The 15,187-nt window shown below is 46.4% G+C and carries 14 protein-coding genes; 11 read left to right on the top strand and 3 right to left on the bottom strand.

Translation table 11 applies throughout. The annotated features are described in order from the left end of the window. Positions 1–9 precede the first annotated feature (9 nt). From AC1DLM_RS14120 to AC1DLM_RS14085, 8 genes are all read left to right on the top strand, one after another. Positions 10–2,508: a glycoside hydrolase family 2 TIM barrel-domain containing protein gene (locus AC1DLM_RS14120; RefSeq protein WP_477570320.1), complete on the top strand. Its 2,499-nt coding sequence runs from the start codon at positions 10–12 to the stop codon at positions 2,506–2,508. Between the two features lie 34 nt (positions 2,509–2,542). After that, the gene (locus AC1DLM_RS14115) at positions 2,543–4,447 is read left to right on the top strand and encodes a heparinase II/III domain-containing protein (RefSeq protein WP_441988648.1); all 1,905 of its coding nucleotides are present in this window, start codon (positions 2,543–2,545) and stop codon (positions 4,445–4,447) included. A gap of 385 nt (positions 4,448–4,832) precedes the next feature. Next, a complete protein-coding gene (locus tag AC1DLM_RS14110) occupies positions 4,833–5,177 on the top strand; it encodes a thioredoxin family protein (RefSeq protein ID WP_441988649.1) in 345 nt (114 codons plus the stop codon). A 524-nt stretch (positions 5,178–5,701) separates the two neighbouring features. After that, the gene (locus tag AC1DLM_RS14105) at positions 5,702–6,601 is read left to right on the top strand and encodes a COX15/CtaA family protein (RefSeq protein ID WP_477570319.1); all 900 of its coding nucleotides are present in this window, start codon (positions 5,702–5,704) and stop codon (positions 6,599–6,601) included. Between the two features lie 106 nt (positions 6,602–6,707). Beyond that, positions 6,708–8,471, top strand: coding sequence for a UbiD family decarboxylase (locus AC1DLM_RS14100; protein WP_171631954.1), 1,764 nt, complete (start codon positions 6,708–6,710; stop codon positions 8,469–8,471). Then, entirely contained in the window at positions 8,471–9,436 is a 966-nt protein-coding gene (locus AC1DLM_RS14095) for a DMT family transporter (RefSeq protein WP_477570318.1), read from the top strand. Before AC1DLM_RS14100 ends, AC1DLM_RS14095 begins: the two co-directional genes overlap by 1 nt. 49 nt (positions 9,437–9,485) lie before the next feature. Next, positions 9,486–10,193 carry a Cthe_2314 family HEPN domain-containing protein gene (locus AC1DLM_RS14090; protein WP_171631951.1) on the top strand — a complete coding sequence of 236 codons (708 nt, stop codon included), beginning with the start codon at positions 9,486–9,488 and terminating at the stop codon, positions 10,191–10,193. A gap of 6 nt (positions 10,194–10,199) precedes the next feature. Further along, entirely contained in the window at positions 10,200–10,988 is a 789-nt protein-coding gene (locus AC1DLM_RS14085) for an SDR family oxidoreductase (RefSeq protein WP_441988653.1), read from the top strand. 62 nt (positions 10,989–11,050) lie between these two features. On the opposite strand, the gene AC1DLM_RS14080 is transcribed toward AC1DLM_RS14085, so the two are convergent. Continuing rightward, complete coding sequence (locus AC1DLM_RS14080) at positions 11,051–11,296, bottom strand: NifU family protein (protein WP_028558591.1); 246 nt, start codon at positions 11,294–11,296, stop codon at positions 11,051–11,053. A gap of 96 nt (positions 11,297–11,392) precedes the next feature. On the opposite strand from AC1DLM_RS14080, the gene AC1DLM_RS14075 reads away from it, so the two are divergent. After that, on the top strand, positions 11,393–11,647 hold the full coding sequence (locus AC1DLM_RS14075; RefSeq protein WP_477570317.1) for a YuzB family protein: 255 nt from the start codon (positions 11,393–11,395) through the stop codon (positions 11,645–11,647). 15 nt (positions 11,648–11,662) lie between these two features. Here the strand turns inward: AC1DLM_RS14075 and AC1DLM_RS14070 are convergent, their stop codons facing one another. Beyond that, positions 11,663–12,727 (bottom strand): NAD(P)/FAD-dependent oxidoreductase, encoded by a 1,065-nt coding sequence (locus tag AC1DLM_RS14070; RefSeq protein WP_441988736.1) that lies wholly within the window; start codon positions 12,725–12,727, stop codon positions 11,663–11,665. A 40-nt stretch (positions 12,728–12,767) separates the two neighbouring features. After that, the gene (gene mqnE / locus AC1DLM_RS14065) at positions 12,768–13,874 is read right to left on the bottom strand and encodes an aminofutalosine synthase MqnE (protein ID WP_441988654.1); all 1,107 of its coding nucleotides are present in this window, start codon (positions 13,872–13,874) and stop codon (positions 12,768–12,770) included. Between the two features lie 327 nt (positions 13,875–14,201). On the opposite strand from mqnE, the gene AC1DLM_RS14060 reads away from it, so the two are divergent. Together AC1DLM_RS14060 and AC1DLM_RS14055 are read left to right on the top strand one after the other, a co-directional pair. Next, on the top strand, positions 14,202–14,396 hold the full coding sequence (locus AC1DLM_RS14060; RefSeq protein WP_477570316.1) for an aspartyl-phosphate phosphatase Spo0E family protein: 195 nt from the start codon (positions 14,202–14,204) through the stop codon (positions 14,394–14,396). A gap of 113 nt (positions 14,397–14,509) precedes the next feature. Next, the gene (locus tag AC1DLM_RS14055) at positions 14,510–14,881 is read left to right on the top strand and encodes a HesB/IscA family protein (RefSeq protein ID WP_441988655.1); all 372 of its coding nucleotides are present in this window, start codon (positions 14,510–14,512) and stop codon (positions 14,879–14,881) included. The last annotated feature ends 306 nt before the right edge of the window (positions 14,882–15,187 follow it).

Raw genomic sequence — 15,187 nt, 5'->3', positions numbered from 1 at the left:
AGGTTTGTCATGAACGTGAGTCTTACTGCTATGTTCGAATCTTATATGAAGCGGATAACCTCGGATTTAGAAGCGAGAGAGGTACAATTTCTATGTCAGGACTGGAAGTTTTGTCCGAAAGATATCTCCGATGCTCACCGTGAGGATTTTGATGATTCCTCCTGGCGCACACTGGATATTCCACATGATTTTTCTGTTGAGGGCGAATTTTCTGAAGACCATGAGGCTAATGGCTTTGTACAAAGTGGTGTGCTCTGGTACCGGAAGAACTTGACATTACCCTCTGGAAACAATCATGAAAAGTACTATTTGCTTTTTGACGGTGTTGCCATGCATAGTCAGGTGTGGGTGAATGGACACTATCTAGGGCAACACCCTTACGGATTTACCCCTTTCTGGTATGACATCACTCCTTATGTCCATCAAGAGGAAAGAGCGGTGAATAGGATAGCTGTCAGAGCAGACAGTTCCTTGCAGCCATATTCCCGATTTTATACAGGGGCAGGCTTGTATCGTCAAGTTTGTTTGATTTCCATGAATTCTCTACATATTGAGCAATGGGGGATCAGGACCGATACGGTTAAAATCGATACCGATCTGGCAGAGCTTCAGGTTCACACGAAAGTCCGCGTTGAGCGATATCAGGATACCGTCTGGAACGCCTTCAACTGGCAAGGAACGGGAATGAAAGATAATTGTGAAGTGAAAAAAAGAGCTTTACTGGTTACCTCCCTTATAGATAACAAGGGGAATGTGGTAGCGGAGGCAAGGGATTCGGCTATTCTCCCCCAATTCAGCAGGCATGAGTTCACACAGAAGCTGCGGGTGATCAGCCCCTTACTCTGGAGTCCGGCACATCCGGAACTGTACAGGCTTCAATCCAAACTCTTGGCGGATGGTGAACTCGTGGATGACTGCATTACCCCGTTGGGCATTAGGACGCTCTCTTTTCACCAGGATAGAGGATTTGAGATTAACGGTGATTCCTTGAAGTTGAAGGGTGTCTGTTTGCATCAGGATGTGGGAATATACGGAGGAGCGGTGCCGCCCAAAGCCTGGGTTAAGAGATTGAAGCTACTGAAGGGAGCCGGAGTCAATGCGATTCGTACTGCGCATCATCCGTTTCCCGCTGAGTTTTATCATGCCTGTGATTTCTTGGGTCTTATGGTAATGGATGAAGMGTTCGACGAGTGGCAAGCTGGTTGGACACGGGGGTACAGCGATCAGCCATATGGCAAAAATGTTTATGGGTATTATCTGGATTTTCAGCAATGGCATGATACCGATCTGCGTGCTATGATTCGCAGTGGCCGAAATCATCCAAGTATCATCATGTGGAGTGTAGGGAATGAGATTCCGGAATTGTATTTTAAGGAAGGCGTTGAAATTCTGAAAAAGCTGGTAGGGATCTGCAAAGAAGAAGATATGACCCGACCTATTACGGTTTGCGCAGAGGGCAGCCATATGCTTCCTATCTATGAGGGGATCATGGATCAAGTGGATGTGGCTGGGTTCAATTATGTATCTAACCGGGAAGGAAGTGCCTACTATRCAAACCTGCATCGGTCACACCCCGATTGGATTCTTCTAGGCTCGGAGACAGGCTTTGAGCCCCATCATTGGCAAGCTATCTGCGATCAGGATTATGCAATCGGTCAGTTTCTGTGGGCTGGGTATGACTATATGGGAGAGGGCGTTGATCGATTCGGAGAGGATGCCCATCTCGGGGATACCTTCGATATCTCGCAGTTGGCCAGCTCCCATAAATGTGCAGAGCGGATATTACGCCACGGCTATGCATATGGCATGGTGGACAGCGCTGACACTCCCAATGGGGAATATTTCTACAGAGCCAGTATCTGGTCCGATGCCCCGGTCCTTCATTTGGCTGTAAAAGCGAAAGAAGCAGAGAAATTTAAACATTACCGCTATCTAAAAGCGGATTTGCACTGGAATTTCCAAGATAACGCAGCCATCAAGACGGCTTATTGCTTTACGAATTGTGAGCAGGTGGAGTTGTTTCTCAACGGCAATTCCCTTGGTGTGCGGAAAACCGAACCAAACAATCCCTTTGCCATGGAGTGGGAGCTTGAATATGCCCCTGGAATCCTGCAGGCAGTGGGTTATATAGGAGGCAAGCCTGTCAGCACAAGTGAACTTGTTACCTCAGGCCAAGCTTCGCAGATCCAGTTGTACTGCCAAGATGGCCTTCTTCAGGGAGGAGAACGTGAGGATACAGTCATCGAAATTTCTATCGTGGATGAGAAAGGGGTTCTTGTGCCGGATGCATCCAATCTGGTAACTGTCGGTGTGACAGGCCATGGAAATCTGCTTGGGGTTATCTCCGGGGACTTGACCAGCAATACCAGCTATAGAGCAAGCAGTTGCAAAGCATTTAAAGGCAGGTGCGTGGCTGTTATTCGTGCCGGGATAACACAGGGACCCATAGAGGTTGTGGTGGAAGGGAAAGGTCTGACATCATCAACCATTGTTTTGACAAGCTGTTGATAAGCGTAAATAAATAATCTACATGGAGGATCAAATGTTAACTGAACGTTATGCCAGAAATTTGAATGACTTGCTGCTGCCAGTAGATCGGATGATTCCGCTTGATCGCGTTGCAAGAGCCTTGCCTCAAGCTTTGAAGCAGTACGCGCAAAATCGCGCTGAGAGTTACTTGAATTATGAATGGCCGTGTTTGCCGGCTACATTGTTTATGGAGTTTTCTAGGAGTGGTGATCGGAAACTATACGAATCCCGATATTTTGCCCGCCGACGGGCACTCCAGACTCTGGCTCTGGGGGAGTGGCTAGAGGGAAAAGGGACATTCATGAATGATCTGGTAAACGGCATTTGGGCCATTTGCGAGGAAACAACCTGGGTGCTTCCTGCTCATCTGTATATGACCAGAAGTAAGATGGAACCTATAACTGATATCGATGAACCAGTCATTGATCTATTTGCAAGTGAAACAGGAGCGCTGCTGGCCTGGATTCTGTATATATTGGAACGTCCCCTGGCTAAGGTAAGTCCGCTGTTGGTAAGCCGCATGCACCGAGAATTGAAGCAGCGTATCATCACCCCTTACCTTACGCGTAGCGATTTCTGGTGGATGCTGGAGGTAAATCCCTTCGGCATCAACAACTGGGCACCTTGGTGTACCTCTAATTGTCTGTCGGTTATTCTACTACATGAATCTGACCAGAATAAGCGTTTAACTTGTGTGACCAAAGCAATGCGAACATTGGACTTGTTCCTGGCACACTACCCGAAGGACGGCGGTTGCGATGAGGGCAGTTCGTACTGGTACCGCGCCGGTGGCTCTTTGTTTGAATGTCTGGAACATTTATACGTGGCAAGTGGAGGAAGGATCGATATATTCGATGAGTCTTTGATTCGTGAGATAGGCCGCTTTATGTCCAAGGTGTACATAGCTGACGACTACTTCGTAAACTTTGCTGATGGAGCTGCTCGCAATCTTGGTATTCCCGTATGCCTGTATCGATATGGGGAACGAACTGGAAACAGCAGCTTGTCTGCGATTGGAAGGCATCTCCACAAGCTGGGTCGTCTTCAGGGCAAGTTGCTGCAAGCGGATTCTTTATACCGAGAGCTAACGGAGATCGCCTGTTATGACGGGATTCAGACAGAGGTTGGGGAAGATCAGATATTTCTTTCGGATGCCTGGCTGCCGGACCTTCAGGTCATGACCGCCAGAGAGTTTAGTGGAACGGCTGAAGGCTTCTATATCGCAGCCAAGGGCGGGCACAATGCAGAAAACCATAACCATAACGATATAGGTCAATTCATCGTCTATCTGGATGGCAAACCAGTTCTAGTGGACCCGGGAGTGGGGACGTATACGGCCCAAACCTTCTCCGAAGGGAGGTATGAGATCTGGACCATGCAATCCTCCTATCACAACCTGCCCGCTATAAACGGGTATCAGCAACTCGCAGGCCGTAAATATTCGGCAAAAGCCTGCAAGTATGAGACAAAACTAGATCAGGCCATGATGTCGGTAGATCTGTCTGGGGCATATCCGGATGAAGCGGACATAGCAAAATGGCTGCGTACAATAACGCTTCATCGCTTGCCAGAATCTAAAGTAACCATTGCAGAGGAAGTTGCTCTGCGGGAGGAATACGGAGATGTATGTATGCATCTGATCACTCCTTGTCTGCCCCGGATCGATGAGAATAATGAGATATGGCTTTTTATTGAGAACAAGGAAGTGGTATGTATTTCTATCTCGGGTCCTCAAGTGAAATGCAAGGTAGATATCATCGAATTGACGGATGAAAAGCTCCAAAAGGTTTGGGGAGATCGCTTGTACCGTTTAGTGCTAGAATCTGCTAACAAGGTGAAGACAGCCTCATGGGAACTGACTCTCAAACGGAGTACATGGCCTACGACGATCACAGTAACTCCATCGCTAATGGGATAGATGGTTCCAAATGATGATCTAACGAGGGCACAGCTTACAACTAACTGATTAAATAACACATGTGGAAATAAGGGTTTTTAAACAGATCGTGTGACCCAATGAATTGAATAATAAAAAAATGACCAAAGACAAGAATAAGTCTTGGTCATTTTTTTATTTGTGATTACAATAGTAAACGAAAATAACGAACTTTAATTTCCAACTTTTAAGCGTGTTGGCAGAGGAGAGTTCCCATACTAACGAACTTAATAAGAGTAAAACATTTTTTGGAACCTTGTAATTACTGGGTTTTGGGTAACGAACTTTATTTTACTGGACCAGTCGCTTGACACTGATTTTCTCACATGCTATAAGAGAGTAAATGCCAGAAGTGATGAGGTGTCCCATGCGTAAAGTATCGACTGAACAACAATTTCAAGAACAAATTTCGCAATCCGGTGCGACCATCGCCATTTTCAAAACGACTTGGTGTAAGGATTGCCACTATATTGACCCTTTTATGCCAGCAGTGGAGCAAGCTTATGAAGGCCGTCTCACTTTCATTGAACTGGATCGCGATGAATTCCCGGATTTGTGTGAACAATTGAACATCTTAGGCATCCCGAGTTTCATTGCTTTCCGCAACGGTCAAGAGGTCGTTCGGTTCGTTAGCAAGCTGCGTAAAACCCGTGAGGAAATCGAGCAATTCCTTGATCGTGCAATTGAAGTTTCGAATGCTTTAGCTCCTTAGAAGGAGTAAGGCATAGAGGATAGCAGGAATAGCAACACCGTCGTCGGTTTAATCCGAAGGCGGTTTTTTTTACGTTGATCCCCGACCGACGCCTATTTAGTCCGAAATGACCGAACTAATCTCACTGTCCGCATCATTAAATCCTAATTAGTCCGAAATCGCCGAACTAAATCGCCCCAAACTACCTTCAAGCAAGAAAAATAGGTAAATAGTTCGGCAGAATCGGACTAACGGTCTACCGATGAATGCGATCATCGTTTTAGTTGGGAGAAATCGGACTAACGGCAGTCTTTTTCCATTTCTAATCCCACTTCGGAATAAATGCTTCCATACTACACACACTATAATGTTTTTTCCAAGTGTTGGGCGCATCTCGGTGATAAGCCAACAAACCGATTCCTTGTGGTTTCGGAGCTTTGTAACAATTGCGAATGGAAATGCCTTCATATTACAGATATAATTGAAAGCGGAACTACAGTATTCGACATGATCCTCAGTAGATATGACATAAAGTAGGTGCAATCATGCAAAAATGGATCCAAAGATTAGCTAATTTATCAGCCATCGGCATGTTTCTAATTCTTGCTATGGGAGCCTTAGTAACCAAAGCTGACGCAGGTCGGGGCTGTGGAGACGAGTGGCCGTTGTGTCATGGAAAATTCATTCCAGCACATACCATTTCTTCGTTTATCGAGTACAGCCATCGCTTAGTTGTAGGTATTGTGACCATGATACTTGTTGCAACGTTTTACTTAGTTTTCCGATATGTGAAGCGTAGAGATGCAAAATTCTTTATTACAGCAACAGTGGTCATGACCCTAGTTCAAGCAGCAATGGGCGCGTTGGCCGTTGTTTGGCCGCAATCTTCCCTTGTCCTAGCACTTCATTTCGGATTATCCTTGCTCGCCTTTGCTTTCTCCCTGCTGCTTGCACTCGTGTTTACTCCGTGGGGACAATTTGTACGCACAACGCAGATTCATACTAGCTTTAAAGTGATCGTTTGGTTTACCACGATTTATAGCTACGTCGTTGTTTATTTAGGAGCATTCGTGCGTCATACCGTTTCTTCTGGTGGCTGCTCGGGCTGGCCGTTATGTAATGGCGAAGTGATTCCAGAACTTAGCGGTGCGACAGGAATTGTATTTACACATCGGATTGCTGCTTTGCTGCTTTTTGTTTGTATTTTATTTCTTTACCTGCAAGCGCGACGCTATTATCAAAAGACTGATAAACTTTGGTTCGGGAGCAAATGGGCACTTATACTCGTTTCGCTTCAAGTGATTAGCGGCGCAGTCGTAACCTGGTCCTTAGGGAATGAAGTCGCCTATTTATTCACAGGTATGATTCATGCCATTATTGTGGCTTGTATGTTTGGATTCTTATGTTATTTGTGTGTACTCACGCTATATGATCGCAAAGCCTAGCAGCACCATGCGGCATAGGCACAACAAGGCCTTCTAACGGAAGGCCATTTCCTTTTTCATCTCCAAAGAATGAGTAAACATTACATAGACAAAGGTGGAAGTTCCCATGGTACCAACCAATCTTCGAGCGTTTCTAGAGATTCTACGACGCGAAAATGAATTAATCGAAATCTCGGCTCCCGTGGATCCGAATCTCGAGCTTGCAGAAATCCATCGTCGCGTCATCGACGAGCAAGGGCCAGCTTTACTGTTCACGAATGTAAAAGGCAGCGCATTCCCTGTCGTGACGAACCTCTTCGGCACAACAAGAAGAGTGGATCTGGCTTTCGGTCCGAAGCCGGAGCAATTCATGAAAGCGGTTATCAACGCGACGAACTCGTTGATGCCCCCTACGCCCAAAGCGCTGTGGGGTGAAAGAGGTCTTATCCTTGACCTCATGAAAGTCGGGACGAAGAAGATCCAGCCGAATCAAGCGCCGATTCTCGGCGGCTTGAAGAAGGACAACCCGATGGCAGGACTGCCTGTCCTGACGAGTTGGCAAGAAGACGGCGGCCCGTTCGTCACGCTGCCGCTGGTGTACACCGAGCATCCAGACGGCGGTCATCATAACCTGGGCATGTATCGCATGCAGGTGTATGATGACTTCACCACCGGGATGCACTGGCAAATCCACAAAGGCGGCGGCTTCCACTACCACGAAGCCGAGAAGCGCAATCAAGCGCTGCCCGTCACCGTGTTCCTGGGCGGACCGCCCGCGCTCATCGCTTCGGCGATTGCGCCGGTGCCCGAGCACCTGCCCGAGCTGATGCTCGCTTCGCTCATCCTCGGGCAGAAGCTGCCCATGGTGGAGAATCCCCATGGGGGGCACCGCCTCGTAGCCGAGGCGGAGTTCGCGATATGCGGCTCCGTTCCGCCGCATCTCAGACGCCCCGAAGGACCGTTCGGCGACCACTTCGGGTATTACTCACTCACCCATGATTTCCCCGTTTTCAACGTGAATCATGTGTGGCACCGCAAAGACGCGATCTATCCGGCGACGATCGTCGGCAAGCCCCGCCAAGAGGATTACTTCCTTGGCGAATTCTTGCAAAGATTGCTGGAGCCCGCGTTCCCGATGGCGATGCCAGGGGTGAAAGACCTGTGGACGTATGCCGAGACCGGGTTCCACCCGCTCGCAGCCGCTGTCGTCCGCGAAAGCTACAGCCGTGAGGCGCTCGGCACGGCGTTCCGGATCCTCGGTGAGGGTCAGCTATCCCTCACGAAGTTCTTGATCGTGACGGATCGTCCGACGACCTTAGCGAACTTCTCACAACTGTTAGAAACTGTATTAGAACGTTTCGATCCGGCGCGGGATCTGTTTATATTTAATAAAACATCGCATGATACCTTGGATTATACCGGTGGTCAGCTCAACCACGGCTCGAAGGCCGTCCTGCTCGGCACAGGTGACCCTGTACGCGAGCTGCCAAGGGCATACACAGAGGGCGAACTGCCTGAGATTCATGATATCGCTGTTTATTGCGGCGGCTGTCTGCTCGTTTCTGGCGCTTCCTATGCTGCGGAGCCAGAACTGCCACAGCGTCTGCTTGCGAATGCAGCGGACCGATTGAAGCAATGGCCTATGGTCATCCTCGTGGATGATGCCAGTGACATCGCGAATGACCAAACGAAATTCTTGTGGACGGTGTTCACACGGTTTAACCCTGCAAGTGATATGTACGCGCAATCCAGTGTGAACCGACATCATATTGCATATGAAGTTCCGATTGTTATTGACGCGCGGATGAAACCGGGCTATCCAGATGAACTGTTCCCACGGGAAGATATAGTAGAACTCGTTGACCGTAGATGGAAGGAATATTTCGCGTGATGAGCTCGGGACGATTAAAGGCGATCTATCCACATTTGGGATTTGTATTGGTCTATTTGCTTTGGGGGATCAATTTGGCTTCTCTCAAAATCGGCGGAAGAGAATGGGACAGTCTCGTCTTTAATGGACTGCGCTTCGCAAGTATGATTCCGATCCTGTGGGTCTATACTTACTTCTATTATCGTTCTCGGTCACTTCGTTTCCAAATTGCGGGTCGTGATCTTCTGCTTATTTGTGGGTTAGGGATACTTAATGCCGTAGGGATGGAAGCACTGCTGCAATATGCTTTACAGTTTTCCAACGCTGCGAATGGTGCCGTACTTGGGCGAGGTTTTATGCCAGTAATTACAGTGCTTATTGCCGTCATGGCTAGGCAAGTGAAGATTACATGGCGAATTCTCATCGGAATTCCCTTGGCGCTCGGCAGTGTGATCCTCATTGTCTCGGGGGGAGCCGAAGGCTTTCACTTGGGCAGTGAAACATTTCGCGGTGATATTCTATTGCTAATGCGCAGTTTTATGGGAGCCATTTATCTCATTGGGATGAACCGTTTAGTTGTGAAGTATCCGCTTCCGATTTTAATTTCACTTGAAATGACCGCTGGAGCCTTGTCTTTATTACCGTTCGTGCTAATGCGTGCAGATGGTGCTTACTTCGCCGCGATCTCACAGACAGGTTGGATTAGCTTAATCTATACCTCATTGCTGGCAACAGCGGTAGGTTTCTCCTTACACAATTGGAGTTTAGCCAAACTGGGGCCTTTCAAAGCATCGGCCTATGGGTATTTACTTCCGGTTACAGCTGCACTTGGCGGTTTCTTTTTTCTAGGAGAATCGATCTCGTTAAGTCAGTATCTTGGTGGCGTAGGTGTGTTAGCCGCGATGTTTTTCGTGCAGCGTGATCGTACATCCRGCGTCAAACGGGCACCTGTACCTGCACCAACGACCACGACGTTAACGAAGTAACTGGGCTATGCGAGATCGCTTATTATTTGGATAAAAAGGAGGTGATCTTATGCTTCGTGTGTTATTTAATGAGCCGGAACGTATCGACAGCGGACTCCTGCTGGAAGCTTTCGATGCGGTGAGAGCCTATATGAAACAGATCGAAACGGAACAGAGTCACCTCTCCACGGTGCATTCGATCTTTCATCGGCAAGCGATATGGAGCAAGGGTTTTATTGATGCCTTAGATGAGCTCGAACAGAGCAAATATTGCTGTGAGCGATATGGTGAGCGGATTGTTAAAGGCTATTTGGAAGAAATGACTCCGCAAGAAACAGATGATTATCAACGCTTTGTGTATTTCTACAAAAATGCGTTCATCCGTCTTTTTTCTGTTTTTGATAAACTAGGAACCTTTATGAATGACCTCTTCGCCCTGAAGACCGAAACCGTGAAATCGCGATTTTCGTACTTTACGGTACTCCGCCATATGCATGAGAAGCATCTTCATGGCTCGTTAGAACTGCAGCTTTATACCCTCAAAATGACGTATAAAGTGCCGTTAGAACGACTCCGCAATCTACGTAATATGGAAATGCATTATATTAATGCTGAGATGTTAGACGATCTTATGCAGAAAGAGCCGCTGCTCGGTGAACGCGTTCATATTGAGGATGTGAAGCTGAATTTATCCGATTTGCAGCAGGGATTTGACATGGTATGCCGAACCTTAACAATAGCATTTACTTATATCACGGCATATGTGACAAAGGGGTAGGGGACCATGCCATTAAGAGGTCGAACAGTGCTTGTGACAGGCAGTGCCAAGGGTCTGGGCAAAATGACGGCATTGACCTTAGCCAAGAAGGGCTGCCAGGTTGCTGTGAATTATGTAACAAGTGAGAAGGAAGCTGCAGAACTCGTACATCAATTGAAGGATATGGGCGTTCGCAGCATCGCGGTGCAGGGAGATGTAGCCAAGCGCGAGGACATCTTTCGCATGGTTGAAGAAACGGCCTCACAGTTGGGGCCGATAGATATACTTGTCAATAACGCAGGGCCTTTTGTTCGTGAACGGCGTTTTTTCGCTGATTACAGCATGGACGAAATAGACTATTTAATGCGAGGGAATCTGATCGGCGTAATGGAGTTGGATCATCTTGTGCTGCCTATGATGAGAGAGCGCAGATGGGGGCGTATTATCCATTTCGGCTTTGGGAAAGCGGCTGAAGCGAGAGGTTGGACGCACAGAGCTGCTTATGCGGCTGCCAAAGTAGGGTTAGTTTCCTTTACCAAAACATTAGCCGAAGAAGAAGCCGCGCATGGGATCACGGTGAACATGATTTGTCCGGGCGACATTCGCGGGAAGAACAAAGAACGCACCATGGAAGAAGCTCGCTTAGAAGTTGATGGCGAAACACCTGTTGGCCGACCGGGAACGGGTGAGGATGTAGCGCGTGTCATCGATTTCCTCTGCTCGCCTAACTCGGATTTTATCACAGGCAATATTATGGATATCTCTGGCGCGTTGGATCCTATTCAGCCAATACCCGTGCTCAAACAACGTAAATAGAACGCGGCATAGCAAAAAGAGCTTACCATAGAGGTAAGCTCTTCTTTATGATATAGTCGTAATTAGAATACCTGTACGACTTCTGTTATGCCTTCTACCTCTTCAACCAATGCGCGCTCAATACCAGCTTTCAAAGTGATCGTTGAGCTTGGGCAGCTGCCGCAGGCACCCATAAGTTTAAGTTTTACGATTCCGTCTTCCACATCAACTAGATCGACGTCACCGCCATCACGTTGTAGGAAAGGACGAAGTTTATCTAAAACCTCAAGAACTTCATCGTAAATCGCTTCTTTGGTTTTTTCTGTCATTTGATTCATCTCCTTTCTTTATCTATTATAGTACAATACGCTTTAAATGAAAATGGTTTGAGGCTTGAAACTATCAGCATGGGGTGGAATTTTTAAATGCGACCAATTATAGAATTTTGTGCCAGCAATATGCACACAGGAACAGATAAAGTAATGAAAGACCTTGAACAAAATCCGGAATTTGATGTCATGGAATACGGCTGTCTGGGCAACTGTGGCCAGTGCTACATGGAGCCTTACGCGCTAGTCAACGGAGAAATCATTGCCGCAGAAAGCGCCGAGAGCCTCCATGTTCTTATTTTGGAAAAGATCAAAGAGATAGAGGCCATGTATGATTTGMTTAGTGAATAAGCCGATCTAGCTAACCTAACCGAAGTGGCGTTTGGATTTCCAAAGCACGCCGCTTTTCAACATACGAGCAATTTTCCCTGTCATTAGCGTACGTTTTCCCATGATGCCGAAGCCGCTCTTTTTGCCAAGTGAACCGAGTGTGCCTCGCAGCTTGATTTTACCAAGTTTAGGTGCATCGCCTTTCCAAATCGCTTGGATGACTTCGGCTATTTGTTTACCTTGCGCTTGTGCAGCTTGGGCACTTGGTGAGAACGGTAGGGACGCGCAGTCACCTACGACGTAAACTTCCTCAAAGTTCGGGATTTGGTGGTATTCGTTTAATAGAATACGTCCTTGACGGTCTTTTGGTACATTCAAAGCTTCGACAATAGGCGTTGGTTGTATACCCGCTGTCCAAATTGTCGCATCAGTACGGATAATTTCATCTTGATTGTACAAATCACCGCCATCTAATCGAACAAGCGATACTTGTGTACGCAGCTCAATATGATGTTCGATCATCCATTCACGCACATATTGCTGCAGATTCGTAGGGAAAGCGGAGAGCAGACTAGGACCACGATCAATTAATCGGATGTTCAAGTCAGGGCGGCTTTCACGAAGTTCTGAAGCCATTTCTACACCGCTAAGTCCCCCACCAATGATGGATACTTGTCCGTATGGATTGATGTTGTTTATTTTCTGATACGTTGCCCGCGTTTGAGCCAGTGTCTGGATACTGGACGAAAACTCCTGAGCGCCAGTAATACCATGATAACTGTCAACACAACCAAGTCCAATGACTAGCCAGTCGTAGGAGATGGGTTCTTTGTCGTGGAAGTTGATTTGTTTCGTTTCGAGATTAACATCAGATACTTCTCCGTAAACAAGCTGAAGCCGCGAATCATCGGGATAAGCTACACGAATATGCGTTTCAGCAATGGTACCGGAAGCTAGTGCATAATATTCCGTTTTGAGGCCTTGGAATGGACTGCGATCAATCATAATAAGTTCAGTGTCGTCTGGTAAATCCTTTTCCAGCAAATTCAAAGCTATGGTCAGACCGCCATAGCCTCCTCCGAGAATGACAAACTTTTTCATAGCCAACCAATATCCCTTCTGAACGATGATCTATTCTCTATTATCTCTCATACACTTTGATTTCATTATAAAAGGTGTCTCGCTCAACCGCGACGCGGCCCGCACCTTGAATGAGCCATACAATCTCATCGCGTGTTAAACCTTCTGGTGAAAGAGCGCCAGCAGCATGTGAGATTTTCTCTTTCACGATCGTGCCGTGAGCATCTGAAGCACCGAATGTGAAGGAAAGTTGCGTAAGTTTCGTTCCGATATTGATGAAGTAAGCTTTAATATGTGGGAAATTGTCCAACATTAGGCGGCTAATCGCCATCGTTTTGAGTTCGTCCCAAGCAGGAACGAAACGTTTAAGACTTGCATTTTTGCTCGCTGGCTGAACAGAATTAGGAATGAATACGAGGAAACCGCCTGTTTCGTCTTGCAGCTCGCGCAGCAACATCATATGGCGAATCCGTTCTTCTTTCGTTTCAATGGATCCATATAGCATGGTCGCGTGTGTTTTCATCCCTAGAAGATGAGCTTGACGATGAACGTCTAACCATTCTTCAGTGGAAGCTTTTTCGACCTTCATTTTTGAACGGTAACGTTCCGTAAGAATTTCGGCTCCTCCGCCAGGAAGTGTGGAAAGTCCAGCATCCATTAATGCCTTAAGTACATCTCGATAGCTGAGGCCGCTAATACGCGAGAAGAATTCGATCTCGGCAGCAGTATGAGCTTTAATCGTGACATCCGGGTATGCTTGCTTTAAGCGACGAATGCAATCAACGTAATACTCAAAAGGCAGATGAGGGTTATGCCCCTGACTAATATGGAATTCCTTAATTTCAGGGTTAAAATTCTCAGCGATATAATCTAACATCTGATCTGGTGTTAAGGTATAAGCACCTTCTTGACCTTCGTCGCGGCGGAAATGACAAAATGAACAATGCTCCTCACAGACATTCGTGAAATATAAGCTCATATTTTGTACAAAATACACCTTGTTCCCATTCAATCGTGTATTCACTTTATTCGCTAATTGACCGATGGTTAAAAGATCGTCAGATTCATATAAAAACAGTCCATCTTCCATGGTCAGACGTTCGCCGTTCTCAACTTTGTCAGCAATCTCAGCCATCCGTTTGATCGGGTCTACTGTCGTAATACTCATGCTCCATGCCTCCTATGAAAATAAAATAAACCGCATAATGAAACGACGCAGCCAGCAGTTAGGACTAGGTGCGTTAGGTGGTGTGAGTTGCTCGCGTACCTGTCAACCAGTTCGGTTAAGGAATTCACAACCAGATTTATATCGATACAAGCTATCCATCTCTCTTATTATAAACCTCCTACTTGGGAGGGGCAACATCAGAACGTTGAAGATAAATCGACAATCTTATCCATGACCTATATTTTTTCGATGAAATCGGCGAAATGTTATTCCCAATATTAACAAATTCCTGTATACTATTGCAATGTGATTACGTAAGGGCTAAAGGTGATAATAATCGTGCTACCATTATTCGTGACCGAACCGCAGGAACGACTTCATATTAAAATTGAACAACTTCGAGGCAAAATGGTTAGTTTAGGGACCTCGCATGGTTTCCTTCATCCTGACGTGCAGAAATGTAGTCGAGATCTGGACCAGTTACTATTGCAGTATTATGCCACAAGACGTTCTAAACAGTGAACAGCTGCCCTTGAGCATCGGATGGATTAGGAGTATACTTATAGCAAGCACTTCGTAATACCAATGCCAGTTTTCCTTAATTTACAGGGAAAAACCAAGGAGGGATTTCCATTATGATTAATATAAGTGAATCTGCAAGTGAGAAAATTAAAGAGCTTTTGGCATCGGAAGAATCACCGAATCTTTTCTTACGCCTTGGCGTGAAGGCTGGTGGTTGCAGCGGCTTTTCTTATGGAATGGGCTTCGACGATGATCAAAAGTCTGACGATAAAGAATTTACCATTCACGGCGTGAAGGTTGTCGTGGATGAAGAGAGCGCTAAGTATTTATACGGCGTCCAAATCGACTTCGAAGACAAAGGCATGGGCGGCGGTTTTACCATCAATAACCCTAATGCTGTAGCATCCTGTGGGTGTGGCTCTTCCTTCAAGCCAGCTGATTATGAAGGAACACCTGAGCCTTGTGATGAAAAGGTTGAGGCTTAAGTAAGGGGTTACGGGGGATTTGAGCGGATTTATCGCTTGAATATTACACCTTGTTAATGAGAACAATGAGAGTAAGAGTAGATTAAGGATTGCAAAAGAATTTCAACAATCCGCAATCATTTAATTGAATGTACGCAACCTTCTAAGTTTGTGTGTTGATGTTAAACACATACTTAGGAGGTTTTTTTGTGCTGAAGAAGCCAAGACTATTACAAAGCTAAGTGAAGTTGTTTCCTTAGTTCAGAAGGTTTTTTGTGTTCTGAGAAAGGGAACTAGGATACGCTATTTTCGAATAATTCAACGAAA

Source organism: Paenibacillus sp. 01T442, assembly GCF_056398345.1.
This window is presented reverse-complemented; position numbering and strand designations above follow the sequence as displayed.